The 13017-nt window shown below is 61.5% G+C and carries 16 protein-coding genes; 5 read left to right on the top strand and 11 right to left on the bottom strand.

Annotated features, from left to right (window positions below):
• Nucleotides 1-35: 35 nt before the first annotated feature.
• Both JAO74_RS17675 and JAO74_RS17670 read right to left on the bottom strand, forming a co-directional pair.
• On the bottom strand, nucleotides 36-188 hold the full coding sequence (locus JAO74_RS17675) for a hypothetical protein (protein ID WP_199041364.1): 153 nt from the start codon (nucleotides 186-188) through the stop codon (nucleotides 36-38).
• 248 nt (nucleotides 189-436) lie between these two features.
• Nucleotides 437-832: a DUF3768 domain-containing protein gene (locus JAO74_RS17670; protein WP_199041361.1), complete on the bottom strand. Its 396-nt coding sequence runs from the start codon at nucleotides 830-832 to the stop codon at nucleotides 437-439.
• Nucleotides 833-1082: 250 nt separating this feature from the next.
• On the opposite strand from JAO74_RS17670, the gene JAO74_RS17665 reads away from it, so the two are divergent.
• From JAO74_RS17665 to JAO74_RS17655, 3 genes are all read left to right on the top strand, one after another.
• Complete coding sequence (locus JAO74_RS17665; protein ID WP_233151171.1) at nucleotides 1083-1418, top strand: hypothetical protein; 336 nt, start codon at nucleotides 1083-1085, stop codon at nucleotides 1416-1418.
• A gap of 923 nt (nucleotides 1419-2341) precedes the next feature.
• Nucleotides 2342-2992 (top strand): DUF433 domain-containing protein, encoded by a 651-nt coding sequence (locus JAO74_RS17660; RefSeq protein WP_199041354.1) that lies wholly within the window; start codon nucleotides 2342-2344, stop codon nucleotides 2990-2992.
• Entirely contained in the window at nucleotides 2989-3405 is a 417-nt protein-coding gene (locus JAO74_RS17655; protein ID WP_199041351.1) for a DUF5615 family PIN-like protein, read from the top strand. The genes JAO74_RS17660 and JAO74_RS17655 overlap by 4 nt, the downstream gene beginning before the upstream one ends.
• Before the next feature lie 83 nt (nucleotides 3406-3488).
• Here the strand turns inward: JAO74_RS17655 and JAO74_RS17650 are convergent, their stop codons facing one another.
• From JAO74_RS17650 to JAO74_RS17635, 4 genes are all read right to left on the bottom strand, one after another.
• Nucleotides 3489-3899: a single-stranded DNA-binding protein gene (locus JAO74_RS17650; RefSeq protein WP_199041348.1), complete on the bottom strand. Its 411-nt coding sequence runs from the start codon at nucleotides 3897-3899 to the stop codon at nucleotides 3489-3491.
• A 1269-nt stretch (nucleotides 3900-5168) separates the two neighbouring features.
• A complete protein-coding gene (locus tag JAO74_RS17645; RefSeq protein WP_199041345.1) occupies nucleotides 5169-5384 on the bottom strand; it encodes a hypothetical protein in 216 nt (71 codons plus the stop codon).
• Between the two features lie 570 nt (nucleotides 5385-5954).
• Nucleotides 5955-6707 (bottom strand): helix-turn-helix domain-containing protein, encoded by a 753-nt coding sequence (locus tag JAO74_RS17640; RefSeq protein WP_233151170.1) that lies wholly within the window; start codon nucleotides 6705-6707, stop codon nucleotides 5955-5957.
• A 723-nt stretch (nucleotides 6708-7430) separates the two neighbouring features.
• Entirely contained in the window at nucleotides 7431-8345 is a 915-nt protein-coding gene (locus tag JAO74_RS17635) for a replication initiator protein A (RefSeq protein ID WP_233151169.1), read from the bottom strand.
• 179 nt (nucleotides 8346-8524) lie between these two features.
• Here JAO74_RS17635 and JAO74_RS19115 point away from each other — a divergent pair, with 179 nt between their 5' ends.
• Entirely contained in the window at nucleotides 8525-8947 is a 423-nt protein-coding gene (locus JAO74_RS19115) for a helix-turn-helix domain-containing protein (RefSeq protein WP_199041339.1), read from the top strand.
• A gap of 57 nt (nucleotides 8948-9004) precedes the next feature.
• On the opposite strand, the gene JAO74_RS17625 is transcribed toward JAO74_RS19115, so the two are convergent.
• The gene (locus JAO74_RS17625) at nucleotides 9005-9391 is read right to left on the bottom strand and encodes a VOC family protein (RefSeq protein WP_233151167.1); all 387 of its coding nucleotides are present in this window, start codon (nucleotides 9389-9391) and stop codon (nucleotides 9005-9007) included.
• Nucleotides 9392-9574: 183 nt separating this feature from the next.
• Here JAO74_RS17625 and JAO74_RS17620 point away from each other — a divergent pair, with 183 nt between their 5' ends.
• Nucleotides 9575-10498 (top strand): alpha/beta hydrolase family protein, encoded by a 924-nt coding sequence (locus JAO74_RS17620; RefSeq protein ID WP_199041333.1) that lies wholly within the window; start codon nucleotides 9575-9577, stop codon nucleotides 10496-10498.
• Between the two features lie 91 nt (nucleotides 10499-10589).
• On the opposite strand, the gene JAO74_RS18930 is transcribed toward JAO74_RS17620, so the two are convergent.
• The 4 genes from JAO74_RS18930 to JAO74_RS17600 all read right to left on the bottom strand — a co-directional run bounded on the left by JAO74_RS18930 (nucleotide 10590) and on the right by JAO74_RS17600 (nucleotide 12772).
• Nucleotides 10590-10883 (bottom strand): hypothetical protein, encoded by a 294-nt coding sequence (locus tag JAO74_RS18930; RefSeq protein WP_233151166.1) that lies wholly within the window; start codon nucleotides 10881-10883, stop codon nucleotides 10590-10592.
• Nucleotides 10884-11085: 202 nt separating this feature from the next.
• Nucleotides 11086-11760: a recombinase family protein gene (locus JAO74_RS17610; RefSeq protein WP_199041327.1), complete on the bottom strand. Its 675-nt coding sequence runs from the start codon at nucleotides 11758-11760 to the stop codon at nucleotides 11086-11088.
• Between the two features lie 264 nt (nucleotides 11761-12024).
• On the bottom strand, nucleotides 12025-12477 hold the full coding sequence (locus JAO74_RS17605) for a hypothetical protein (protein WP_199041324.1): 453 nt from the start codon (nucleotides 12475-12477) through the stop codon (nucleotides 12025-12027).
• Nucleotides 12478-12583: 106 nt separating this feature from the next.
• Nucleotides 12584-12772, bottom strand: a complete 189-nt coding sequence (locus tag JAO74_RS17600) for a DUF5818 domain-containing protein (protein WP_199041321.1) — start codon at nucleotides 12770-12772, stop codon at nucleotides 12584-12586.
• Between the last annotated feature and the right edge of the window lie 245 nt (nucleotides 12773-13017).

The raw sequence follows: 13017 nt of genomic DNA, 5'->3' as shown, positions 1-13017 counted from the left end.
TACCACGTTCGGCAGAGTGACCGGAAGGGCGCCGTTCACTCCTCCCACCAGGTCGCGCGCTTCGTTATACGCTGCCGCTTCAAGGTCGGACGCTGAGCCGGTGCCGGTATGCCGCTCAGATCGATTTCGGCGTTGATTGCCGCAAGATCGATCATCCAGGCTGCGTGCCGTGCGAGTGGGTCGAGCATGTGAACCTCCTTCTGCTAATTGAACCGAAGGCGTCGAGACGGCGGGCGGGGGCGGGGTCCAGGACCGCGCAAGCGGCCGCACAGCGGGCGGTGGGGGAGCCGATTTTCGTCAGAAAATTGGGGGAACCGCCGATCCTTGACGCCGGTCTCGCCCGGCCGTCATGCTTAAGGAGCGTCGATGACAGGGCCTCTTGTTTTCCGCCCACGGCGGGAAACCCCGGCTCCGTCGGAGCCGGGATCCTGTCGCCTCAATGCTCGGACGCGAGATAGATGGTGAGGACGCGCGTGGTCATCGCCGGATCGGTCGGATCCTCGGAGCCAAAGGCGAGGTCCGCGTCGTAATAGTCGATCTTCCAGAAGACACGTTGTTCGGCAAAGGTGAGGGCACCGAAATCGTGCTCGCCGTAAGGGTCGTCGCCAGCTGGGAAGGTGTCGAAGTCCCGGACCGCGCGCAGCAACTCCGCACGTCTCTGGAATCCCCGGAACAGGTTGGTGTCGCCGATCAATACCGCCACGCCGCTCGATACGACTATGCGATTGGCACCGGGTTGCGTCGGGTTCTGCCGCAGTTCGTCGTTTAACCTCGCGATGGTGGCGGAGCGCGCTGGTCCGATGCCGCGCGAAGACTTGGAAATGTCGACCATGTTTCGTCTCCTGTCCGAAACCCCGGCGATCGGGGCCTTTCGACCGGCGACCGGACTGCCGGGGCATAGCGTTCCGGCGCACCCGACGGGTCGCAACGCAGTGGAGAAGCCCGCGCCAGCGGGTTTGCGCCGGAGAGCGCCTCGGCGAGGACAGAGCCCGAAAGCCCCAGAACAACTGGGGAAGGACGGGGCCTGACGAACAGGGTATCGCGCTGGACGAGCGGTCGGGACCGCGCCTAATCTTTCGAGCATGCGAAACGTGGCACCGATCATCACCTTGTGGCCGTGGTGGATGCGTTCGACCGGTTTGCTGGCGAGGACCAACTCCCGGGTGCGGAGGCGCTGCCCTGAGTGCGGCGCACTGATGCGGGTCGATCTCGCCGACATCCTCGCAAGGCACGGGCCCGACTGGTCGTTGATCGATCGACGTGAAGACTGTCGGCTCGTGGAATGTAGCGGCCGCGCGTTCTACATGGCGCAATGGTCCTACGGTGAGGCGTGGCGGGTGATGCTGACCGATCGCCGCCAGCTTGACGAGATCGCGATGCTGCCTCCTGCGAGAACCGCCACGGCATTCAGCCAATAAAGGTTACCGTATACGCAGCCGGCAGATCGCAGGACGCGCTTCTTCGCCATCCTTCAGCTGCGCAGCGTCATGCAGAAGTTTGCACGTGCAAACTTACGCGAGCCCGAGGGGCGGGGGCATTGCCCCCGCCACGGTCAGCTGAAAGGGTCGTATTCGTTGACGATCGTCAGCGACATGTCGTGATCTTCAGTGGTGATGACGGCGTATTGGGCACCGACGGCGATGACCATGGTGGCCACCATCAGGGTCCGTGCGAGGTTCAGGGCGTTTTTGCGGGCGATCTAGATATCGTTGATCATGTTCGAGGCTCCTGTGAAGCCGACGGGGTTCATCCCCGCTCGACAGGCGCCCGACAGGAGGGGGAGGGGCCGCGATCACTTTGTCGCCGAAGGCGAGAAAGCCGTAGCGAAGCGCCGGACCCCTTGCGGGTTGATCGTAGAAGGCCCCGACCCGGCCCAAGGATTGTGCCCGAAGAGCGGGGTGAAGCGCGTCTGCCTAGAGCATCGTGCTCAGCGTTGGGTCGCCGGTGACGCTTTCCCTCAATGGGAGGTAGAGGCCGGCCTGGTTTCGTTGCCCACTCTGCGTCCCTATGCTGGTACGGAATTTGGTCAGCGTGGCGACGCTGCATTCGCGGAGTCTGGATTGGAAACAGGTTGCCGCTTTTCGGAAAGGAGTTTCCGAACACTGCGCCCTCGTCACTCGATCGTCACCCGGATGGGCCGAGACCCGACAGGGGCTCGGTGGAGCGTCAAGCGGAATAGAGCGACGGTCCCGGCCCTGGCCGGGAGACGCCCCTCTCTCCCTCAACGGCATTAACGAGTATCGATCAGGATGACCTGGAGGCTCTGCCGACCACATCGACTTGATAGTGGCACCGTAAGTCTATATCTTCCCACCCATGGAAAGACTTTGTGGGGTGCACTATGACCGGAACTGCTGAGCTTCTCAGGCCTACCGAGGCAGCGGTCGTCTCCGGTGTGGAGCTGAGCATCGTCAACCACGCGATCGACCGGATGCTTCCCCCTCGTCTGGTACGCAAGGGGAGGGGGAAGAGCGTCTCCGCCGAAGCCTGCTTCTACATTGCCTTCTATCATGCGAGCGCGAACAAGCTGACGGCCGATGAGCGGCGGTTCGCGATCTTCGATGTGGACAAGCGGGTAGAGCCCACCAGCGACATGCCTGCGCGATGGGCCTCGTTGCTGCGGCACTGCGTCGTTCGGCACGACTGGCTTCATATCGACCTCGAGCCGTTCCTGATCCAGACCCATGAGCGCTGGGACCGGTATGTAGCGGCACTATCGATGGTGAAGTCCGATCCCGGAATTCTAGGGGGCACCCCGGTCATCACCGGAACCCGGATCCCGGTCCATGATGTCGCGGCCTCGGCCGCGGCCGGACTGCCAGTGTCGCGTATCCGCGAAGCCTATCGGGGCTTGAGCGAAGAGCAGATCGAACTGGCGAGCCTCTATGCCCGTGCGAACCCGCTGCAGGGACGACCGCCCGAGCGGCGTATGCTTGGCGAGGACAGCGTCATTACAAGACGGGTCATCGAACGGCGGCAAGCGACAGCGTGAAGCTCTTCATCGACGAGTGCCTGAGCAGCGAACTGGTCCAGAGGGCAATCGTGCGCGGGCATCCGGACACCTCGAGCGTCGTTTACCGGGGGCTGGCAGGCACGAAGGACTGGAACCTCGTGCCCATCCTCGTGGCCGAAGATCTCACGCTTGTCACCAGGAACGCGATCGACTTTCAGGGACGGGCGGATGCGCCAGGTGAAAAAGGATTGTACAAGGACGTCGAACTGCATGCCGGTCTGATCTGTCTCACCGCGCCGGTGATGGATCTCGACACGCAAATCGAGTTGTTCGAAGTGGCGCTCGACGAACTGGATCTGCTCGGCCACGATCTCGTCAACACCTGCCTGGAGGTGATGCTCGACGCCGAAGAACGGATCATCGTCACTCGCTACGAACTTCCGAAGGTCTGACCCATCACGCAATAACAACGCGTGAGGGCGCGAACTGACGAAGAATGAGCCCGGAGCGTTAGCTCCGGGCCGGTTCTCCCGGGTCAGAAGGGGACGTCGTCCGCGTCATCATCCTGGGTGGCGCCCTGCTGCTGCTGGCACGCCTTGCCGTAGGAGAGGAAGGTCACTTCGTCGGCGATGATCTCGACACCGTAGCGCTCGATGTTCTGATCGTCGCTCCAGCGGGTGTAGTGGATGCGGCCCCGGACCATGACCTTCTGGCCCTTCTCGACATACTGCGCGACGGTCTTGCCGACGCCGTTGAAGCAGGTGATGCGGTGCCATTCGGTGTCCTCGACCCGGCGACCTTCGCCATCCTTCATCGTCTTGCCGTCGCTGTCGCGCTTGAGACGCGAGGTGGCGAGAGAGAAGTTGGTGATCTTGGTGCCGCCCTGGGTGGTGCGGGCTTCAGGCGTGGTGCCGACGTTGCCGGCGAGAATGACGAGGTTCTGCATTTCGAGGTTCCTTTTTTGCTCGCCGGGGGGTCCGTCCCCTCGACTGAACACCAAAAAAGACGGCCAGGACGCCCTCTCCACCGAAAGCGCGAAGACGCTGCAGGGGAACTCCGATCGAAGGGGTGGTGCGGGCAGCCGTGGCACACGGCAACTCGGACCGATAGATCGCGGGTTGGAGGGGGTGGACGGCCGTATTAGGTCGTTCAGGAAAGAGAGGGGATGGACCCCACCGGCGGGCGACGGACATGGAACCGTGAAGCAGGACGCCCTTGTCGCGTCGCTCGTCCGGCAAAGCCGCTGTGGCTCGATACTTGCACCCGGGGTGGCTCTGAAACCCTCCCTCGCTGGTGCTCGCGCCCTGCGCCAGTGGCTGTCGTGAAGGATGATGGTTGAGCGTGGACCTTGGTGTCGCCTTCGCTGTCACGGCGCGCACGTCGTGCGGCTCGAAATGACGATGGGACGGTCCGGGCTGCGCAGTTCCCCGCCCGGACGGGATTCACCGAGCGGGGCTGTCGTGGTGCCGGCAAGGCATTCCCCTTGGCAAAGGGCAGCAAAGCCAGCACCGAAACTGTCGCTGTGAGGTGTTGTGCCCTCTGCCCGGGAGGCACCCGGCCCGGGGCAGGCTCCGGCCTCGCCCACGCAACCGCTCCGCGTCGAAAGCGCGATTTAGGTGCGGTCGCGCCACCGTCAGTCGATCATTGCCCGAACGGGCCGAGACTCGATAAGCGCTCAGTGCAACGTCGCAGGGAGATCGGGGAAATGGCGGCGCGCGACGGCGATCAGCGGATCGGGCGCGCGCACTTCGCCGTAAAACGCGCCAAGCCAAATGCGGGGGGTTCGTCCTCGTCCTGCTCGTCACCGAGCTAGACCTGGGGAAAAGGAGGCGAGGGGGGCATCCCATCCGACATTACGAAGGCGTAGGGAATTCAACGCCCCTATGACCGCCCGCGAACTGCAGCCCGCGAAGCAGTGAGAGAGAATAGCGCGATCTCCCAAGCGGACGGACAGGCTCGGCGTCTGGTCCGGATGGGCAGGGCAGCAACAGGAGCCATGAGTTCCGTGCCAACGACCACCCAGACGCTAGGGGATCAGGCGGGCGTGGCCTACCTCGTCTCTTGCGGGTGGAGGCCAATCAGGATTGACGGGAGGATTGTTAAAGACGCGCATCACAGCTCCGATCAGTGAACATCGAAGTCAGTCCAGCGTCCTCCCCTCTCGAAGACGCTACCAAGTTGGGAACGATCGACTTGATCGGTTCAGTGCGTTGGATCAGGCAGAGCCTGCACTTGCTCTGGATGCGTCCATACGGTCAAAAAAGGCTGTCTCTTCGTCGAGCGCCAGCATTTCGCCTGAGCGGACCGGTGCAACGTCTTCCGCTACATCGAGCGCATTTTGAAGATGGCAGGCGATCCTCCCCTGGGCGTCTTGGTCTAGGAGTGCGAGGGCCCGTTCCATCAGAGCGATCGCTGTCTCGGTCGTTTCCATCGAAGCCTGTCCTCCCGTAGAAGCCGGCGACGCGTCCGCTGGACGCGTCGTCGCTTCGAAACCGGGTGCTAGAAACCTAGAGCAAGCTAGGCGCGGACGCCTTTAGCCGGGTGGCTTGGACATACGCGCCCGCCACCCGGTCGATCGAACCGGCTCTTGCTCTTCAAGGTTTCTAGGCCCCGGCCTGTGTCTCCACAGGCGCGGGCAATTTACGCTGACCCAGCCGCGCGGCGCAAGCAACGATCGGCTGGCGAGCGATATTCCCTCGCGGTGCGGGATCGCTAGCGCGGCCAGGAACCGGGCAAAGATCGGCGACAGAACCCCGAAGGATCATCGGATAAACGATAAGCAGGGTAATCTTGAGCTTTTGCGCCGTTAACAGCACGCAGACCTGCCGCTCTCGGCGTCCTCGCCCCCAATTCAACCGATCAACGGGCACGAAGCCAGCTATTTGAACGCTACAGAAAACGCGTGCTCCGCTGGGGAGCATGTGACGGCGCAGCCGGCACTCTTGTCCGTTGATCTTAGATCTATAGCCGCCTGTGTTTGGTCGTTTCCATTAAGGCGCCGTTAGGCGTTAGTGCGTTGGCTGACTAAGCCAACTCTTGTTTTAGGGTATATATAAGAATCCATAAGCGGTTGCAGATCGTTTTGATACTCTCGCTCCCGTTTATCGACAGCAGCCCCCAGCTTGGCGAGGATCTTAGCCAGCGGGCCGTTTGCTATTACTGCCAGCGCTAGGTCGCGACAATCCAGTCGGGAAAGCATGTGCTTCGTGTCATCCACCCGATCCGCTTCCCGCTGAAGCATATCGTCGGGAACAGGAGCGGGGCGCATCCAGCGCGGCAGATATGGAAGGACGCATGAGGGGAGATAGGCACGATAGACATTCGACGTCTGCTCGTACCGCGGTCCTGGCCCCTGTGCTTCGACGCGCTTGAACCTGCGTTGACGAACGACAAAACCAATGGCTGCCAGAACATGCAGAGCGCGAGCGATGGTCGCACGGCCTAGGCTGGTGGCCTCAGCGAGGTACTCATAGGTCGGGTAAACCCGACCTGCATTAAGCCGGGCGAGCGTCAGGATCTCTTCAAGGACCCGCACCGTGCCGCTCGTCAGCGCCGCCAGATGGTGTTCCACGCCCGAAAGTTGACGGCCGTCCGCCCGCGCATCTCGCCTGAGGCGCTTGCCTGCATCGAGAGCACGGCGCGCGGCGCGCAGGATGGAGTCGGTCTCGCCCTTTGCAGGGGTCGCGAAGAATACGTCCTCGAACGTACCAGCCTCGACGCTATCCCTGAGCACTGGCGCGCCTGTGCGGTGCAACGATCCCGATCGTGTCCTGCGGCCGAGCCGCAAGGCTCCAAGCGCCTGAAGCGAAGCCGCTCCAACCGTTATAGCTGCCATTGCTCTTCCCCGTTTTCGGGCATGAACAGGCAAAGAAAATGCGTGGCGCGAAACGCGCATTCTTGTGAAAGCTGCCGAGATCGGCTATCTGGCGGATCGTTCTGACCGACCGCGCACGCTTGCCGGCGTGTGCCAAACTAGAGCTACTTGAATGCCCGGCTTTCGAGCCGGGTTTTCTTTATCCGGTCATGATGGTCCCCGTTTGCTTCCATGATCGCCGTGTCTGATCGGCAGATGCAACTGCCTGCGGGGCCGATTGCCGGGGCAAGCATATGCTCTCGAACATGAGAGCGACGCTCGTCTGGGTCCTGTCCTCGCACCTCACGGCGACGCGAACCCCCCTGCCGATCTCCCGCGCCCGTTCTACGGACGACCGGATAGCGGCTTGCGATTCGCGCAACTCACCATCGCCAGCCGAAAGGAAACGCTCAACAAACGTGAATCGTGTGTTTACCGGGCAAACCTGCCGAAGATTCGTGCTTTCACACGGAGAACCTTGAGCAGACTCGAGTAGCGAGTCTTTGCCGGCACCGGCCAACGCCTCCCAACTGTCCGTCGAGGCCATCAGGCGGTCGTGATCGGCTACCGAAGAGCAGGACCGCCGACCTTCGTGCTTTCGTACGGAAAACTATCGATGGCGGATCAGTGCGGGGTTGGAAGCGCTGCCTGTTCCAGCGCATCTCGGCGTGCCTTGAGTGCCACGATCGTCTTAATCCTTGGACGACCGCCGCGGGGGGACGGGATTTTTTCCTCAGCCAGCGTAACGACATACTCGGGAAGCGAGTCCTGTTCCGCTACGTCCCTCAGCTGCTTCTTGAAATATTCCAGACCGCGCTTGTCGGACGCACATCCGACCCGCTCAGCGAGAGCGTTCAGATCGACCTCGAAACCGCCATCCTCTCCGCAGTTGAACTTCGCCAGTTCGTAAAGCCGGCGCTCAATCGGACCGAGCTTGAAAAAATCGAGATGATAAGCCGCAATGCGTCGATCGGTCAGGATCGCGCGGTGCAACCAATCGCACACCATCACTTCGATCCGCTTGACCCGCCGCTCGCCGTTCGGGAGCTTCACGTACTTGATGTCAGCCTTCAGCAACCATGAAAACGCGCTGTCCGATCCCTCTCCACCCGTTTCGATATTGGTGATGATCTGGGTTCCCTGAAGCCTGTTCAAGGACGCCTTCAGAGAAGTGTACGATCTAGCCGACGAATTGGTGCTGGTGACGCGGAAGAGATCGTTGGCGGTAAAGCTCCAAACGCGGTCGACCACCTGGCCCGACTCCATCCGCTCCGCCATGAGGCTGGCGATGTAGAGCAGGATCTCCTTATCGTAGATTGTAGCAACGCCGGTTTTGCTTGGGTTGATCTCGATGCGGGCATCTCCGCTTTCGAAGACCATCGGCGTCATCTGCGCCTTTTTGGACAACGAGAAGAATGGGAACTCCGCAACGGTACGTTCGCCCTGGACGTCGCCGTAGAGCGGACTGTCCAAGGGAAAGAGGTCGCCCTGTTTGATCGAAATTTCAGCCATATCCGCGTTGAATCCCAGCAGGCGCATAGATTGTGTGGGTTCAGACGCGATGTCCAGCCAACAGGTGCTCACGGAGGGGTTATCCGCGTGAAAGCACGAGGATTGCCTGGGCCGCCCATCACGCCCCCTGATTCTACTGGTTATGGACACATTCTAGCGGGCTTGGGTCGCATCGTGCTGACTTTCACACGGAAAACCCGTCCGGAATGCCAGACAGCACCTCCAGCCCGATATTCGTTCGTGCTTTCACGCGGAAAAGCCTGCGGAGGTCGGCAGGCCTTCCGGTCCTGGCGCGGTCGGACAGTGCGCTGGGCTCATTGCTTAATCGGCTACGGAGCGATCCGGCGCAGTCGTGGACGATCGAACGGATGGCGCGCGCAGCCGCTATGAGCGAGCGGACACTGGCGCGGCGCTTTCACGAAGAGACGGGGGAAAGCCCATTGGCCTGGTTGACCGCGCAGCGGCTCGCCGTGGCGCGCGACCTTCTCGAAACGACGAACCTGTCGATGGCGCACATTGCGGACAATGCGGGCATGGGAACCGCGACCAATCTGCGACTACACTTCACATCCAGCCTCGGCATTCCGCCGAACCTCTACCGCAAGCAGTTCCGACGCGCTGAAGCCTGATATGCGCCGCAGCCATGACGGCATCGACGTCCTCTCATCAGGATGCTCAATTGGAGATCATCGCTCGCCGGTGACAGGTTCGATCAGATCCCACCGGTTGCCATAGAGGTCCTCGAAGACGGCTACGATGCCATACGGTTCATGCCGAGGCGTCTCGACGAAGCGGATACCCTGCTGCGTGTAGGCAAGGTGGTCGCGGGCAAAGTCATCCGTCTCAAGAAACAGGAACACTCGACCGCCGCTCTGATCGCCGATCGCATTACGTTGCCTGTCGCCGACAGCACGCGCCAGTAGCAGTCCGCTCGCCGCGCCGTGCGGCGCGACCACTATCCACCGTTTGCCATCTGTCAGCGCGGTGTCATCACGTAACTCGAAGCCAAGCTTCCCGACGAAGAAGGCGATGGCGGTGTCATATTCATCGACGATGAGGGCGGTAAGGCTCAAGCGTTGGGACATCCGGTGAAACTGCCCTAATCTGGATATCGCGCCAACGCCTGCTTCCCATCGGGGATGGTGAAACAAGAGAGGCTATAGCATCCATGCACCTAGCTGGCAGAACAGCTATCGCGTCATCTCGACCTGACAGATTCTTCACCATACGCTGAATTACGGGGGGGGGGGTATAGCATGACAAAGCGGCGTTGGATTATCGGCGTAATTGCGGTCGTGACGGTGGCGGCGCTGTGGTTCGCCGGGCCCATCGTCTACATGCTATGGATGGTCTACTGGCACGGCCCACTGGTACTCGAGCGCATGCCGGTCAGCAAACCTACCGTGAGGCTGCACTACGGGCCGGCCGAACAGCAGGTCGAAGAGCTGCGCATGCCGGCCGGGACGGGGCCGTTCCCGGTTGCGGTCGTGCTGCACGGCGGGTGTTGGGATGCCTCCATCGGCGGAATGGCCCGCAGCATCGCGCCGCTGGCCGATGCCCTGACCCAACGCGGCGTGGCGACGTTGAACGTCGAATATCGCCAGCTCGGACAGCCTGGTGGCGGTTGGCCTGGTACGTTTCGCGACACCGGCGCAGCGATCGATTCACTGCGCCCACTGGCAAAACGGTATGCGCTCGATCTACGCCGCGTGATCGTCATGGGCCATTCGGCGGGCGCCCTCTTGGCGACTTGGAGCGCAGTCAGGCCCAACCTTGGTTCAAGCAGCGACCTTTACGCTCCCAACCCGGTCAAGCCCGTGGCAGTCGCTGCCATTGACGGACCCAGCAGTCTTGCCGAGTTCATCGGCAAGGATCGCGAAATCTGTGACAAGCCAGTCATCGTTCCACTGATGGGTGGCACCCCCGCACAAGTCCCTCAGCGTTATCGAGACGCCTCCGCGCAAGCGCATTTGCCGCTCGGCGTGCCGCAATATGTCGCTCAAGGTGCCTTCGCGGAGCTGATGCAACCCTACGTCGCGCGTGTCCGCCAAGCGGGCGACCCGGTTCAAGTCTACCGCACTAAACGACCGTCACATTTCCGCATCATCAACCCGACCGAGCCGGAAGGGGCCGGCACCATCGCACTCATCATACGCGGAATAGACGCCACCAAACGCTAACGGAGGGGCGAACGGCTTTCTCGAATAGGATAGAGTAAGTGGCAGACGCGGGCCTCTCCGTTTGGAATCCCGAATAGGAACCTCCGGATGTCTAACCGTTCCGGGTTTGCTTGGGTGCGAGCTCTTCTGCCTGTTCGATCGCCATAGCTTTCGTACGGAAAGGGCCAATATCATGCTCTTTGCTGTCCGGAAGCCAATCAGGTATGCTCCACCATCCACCTGGCCGATAGCTTGCGCTGTTGCGAACCAAACCGATACCGTCCGCGATGTACCAGCCCGGGTCTATCCCATCTCGTTCCCATACAATGGCTTGCTTCGTCACCGGCACCAACTCGATATGCAGTCTGTCGTTGATGAATATATCTTGGAGAGGGAACATCACCAACTGCGACCTGTCCAGACGGAAACGGTAGACGCGAAGGGCTAGGAAATTCCCTTTCGGGAAGAGCGCGCGGGGCAGGGGGTGTCCGATCCGGGGCGGGGAAGATCCGAGCACTTTTTTCTCAGAATGTGTTCCCGATTGCTCTTTACTGAAACTGGCTGTTCGAGATGAAGAAACGAGAAAGATTCTGCTGCCAGATGCGCGGCTATTTGGCTCCACGCACGGTGCCATTCAAAGCACCCGGATCAGCGACGGCGTTGTTGATCCGCTCCTCTTTCAGGCGACGGGCTATCTTGGCGAGCAATGTCCGGCTGCAGCCGGTTCCGGTCATGATCTCACGCCAGCTATGGCCATCTCTCAACGACCGGGCGATCGACGCATTGCGAGCAGTGTTCTCAACGCGGCCTCTGTAGAGACCTGCGGTTCGGGCACGGCCGACCCCTTCGGCCTGCCGACGTCGACGATCGTCATAATCCTTGCGCGCGACCGCGGCGAGGACATCGAGCATCATCGCGTTCACGGCCGCGAACATCCGGGCAGTGAAGTCGTCGGGGGTGGCAATCAGGTTCCAGGAGGTCGGCAGGTCGAGCGACACGATCCGAACCTGGCGCGCTTCGATCTCCGATCGCAACTTGCTCCAGTCGGTCGCGCTGAGCCGGGATAGCCGGTCGACCTGCTCGACCAACAAGACGTCCCCGGGGCCGCAGTCGTCCAGGAGCCGGAACAACTCCGGTCGGACCAGGCGAGTACCGCTTTCATGTTCGACATAGCGAGCTGCAATACGGAACCCATGCGAAGCGGCGAACGCATCCAGCGCCGCGCGGGCGCGGGTAGCGTCCTGTTCAGCGGTCGATGCGCGTAAATAGGCACGAACGAACATGCCTTAGTCCTTTATGAATGGTCCGCTGATGTCCAGTCTTTTTTGAAATCCCTTTTTACGGAGAACGGACCGGTCGGAGGCCAGTCTTCTAGGGGTATGCCCTAGAAAGACCGATCGCTCTTGCCATTGAGGTAGTGGGGGCAGGGCAGGGGCCTTCCGCCGAAGGACAGACCGTTCGATTTTTTGCGCGTAGCGTACTTTCCGCGCTCGGTCAGTGATCGCGCTCAGCAATGTTCGCTTCCGACGACCCGATGACCTTGGTAGTCAGGCAGCTTGATGCAGGCATGACGGCGCAGCCATCTCGGCCGCGATGCTGGCTGGGCGGATGCAGCTCCCAGCTGTGGCAAGCAAATCCGTATTCGCTAGATCGCGGTAATCGATCCACCATTTGGCATCGGTGATGGTGAGGCAGGTGTGAAAGGCATCGGTGTCCCCTGCGTCCGGCTCATCGACCAGGGCGGCCAAACGGCTGGCCCGGACGCTCGTCGCCCAGGCAACCTGCCGCTCGCTGCCCGTCAGCGAGGGCAGGTCGAGATGGGCGATAGCAGCATTGTCGCGTGAGGCGGCGTCCGCCTGTGCGGTCTTCTTCTCCGTGATAAAACAGGATCGACATTTGGTCGTCGTCAGCCACCGCGCCTTGCGATCATGCTGGCTGGCAAAGCCGGTGAGGTAATGGGTCTGCTCGTGACCGCAGGCATGAGTGATGCGCTGTTCCATAATCCGATGATGCGCGAGCGGTCTGCCGGGGCAATCGCAATGAGTCGGAGTGAATCAAATCTGCGGTCGGCTGCGGCCGGGCAGGGGGGGTAGCGATCATGTCCCCTCAGGCGGGCGCCACGCCATCGGCGCCGACGAGGTCAGCACCGACCAGAACGCCGACGAGCCGGACACCGGGTTCGATCAGATCGACCGGGGTGCGACGCAATTCCAGCTGGTAGCGGCCGCCGAAGTCCCGGGGCAGATAGAAGGTCCCGCCATCGCGGATCAGCGTGCCGATCTCGTCGATTGTCACCTATTTGTCTTTCGGCAACGGCAGACGGCAAACGTCAGCAAGCGCGGAGAAATGTTCCGACGCACGAAGATTGGCGGCACGCACCTCTTCTAGCGGTGGTATCGCCTGCTTAGCATGTCGATGGCGGGGGGTGTCGAGAAAGTGAAATGGCGGCATCATGAGTTTCTGGTCCGGGTCTGAAAAGGCCACATCGTAAAACCGTAGGGGCTGGGCTTTGATTTAACCAAAAGGCGTACCGCACGTCG

It is taken from the genome of Sphingomonas mollis (assembly GCF_016427505.1).
Classification (GTDB): Bacteria; Pseudomonadota; Alphaproteobacteria; order Sphingomonadales; family Sphingomonadaceae; genus Sphingomonas; species Sphingomonas mollis.
Note: the sequence above shows the minus strand (reverse complement) of the source record. Positions and strands in the feature narration are given on the sequence as shown.

Excerpts from the sequence above, each read along its gene's own strand:
- JAO74_RS17645 (WP_199041345.1), bottom strand. The coding sequence starts at position 5,384 with ATGGAAACGACCGAGACAGCGATCGCTCTGATGGAACGGGCCCTCGCA.
- JAO74_RS17660 (WP_199041354.1), top strand. The coding sequence starts at position 2,342 with ATGACCGGAACTGCTGAGCTTCTCAGGCCTACCGAGGCAGCGGTCGTC.
- JAO74_RS17620 (WP_199041333.1), top strand. The coding sequence starts at position 9,575 with ATGACAAAGCGGCGTTGGATTATCGGCGTAATTGCGGTCGTGACGGTG.
- JAO74_RS17670 (WP_199041361.1), bottom strand. The coding sequence starts at position 832 with ATGGTCGACATTTCCAAGTCTTCGCGCGGCATCGGACCAGCGCGCTCC.
- JAO74_RS17610 (WP_199041327.1), bottom strand. The coding sequence starts at position 11,760 with ATGTTCGTTCGTGCCTATTTACGCGCATCGACCGCTGAACAGGACGCT.
- JAO74_RS17665 (WP_233151171.1), top strand. The coding sequence starts at position 1,083 with ATGCGAAACGTGGCACCGATCATCACCTTGTGGCCGTGGTGGATGCGT.
- JAO74_RS17650 (WP_199041348.1), bottom strand. The coding sequence starts at position 3,899 with ATGCAGAACCTCGTCATTCTCGCCGGCAACGTCGGCACCACGCCTGAA.
- JAO74_RS17675 (WP_199041364.1), bottom strand. The coding sequence starts at position 188 with ATGCTCGACCCACTCGCACGGCACGCAGCCTGGATGATCGATCTTGCG.
- JAO74_RS19115 (WP_199041339.1), top strand. The coding sequence starts at position 8,525 with ATGCCAGACAGCACCTCCAGCCCGATATTCGTTCGTGCTTTCACGCGG.
- JAO74_RS17635 (WP_233151169.1), bottom strand. The coding sequence starts at position 8,345 with ATGCGCCTGCTGGGATTCAACGCGGATATGGCTGAAATTTCGATCAAA.
- JAO74_RS17605 (WP_199041324.1), bottom strand. The coding sequence starts at position 12,477 with ATGGAACAGCGCATCACTCATGCCTGCGGTCACGAGCAGACCCATTAC.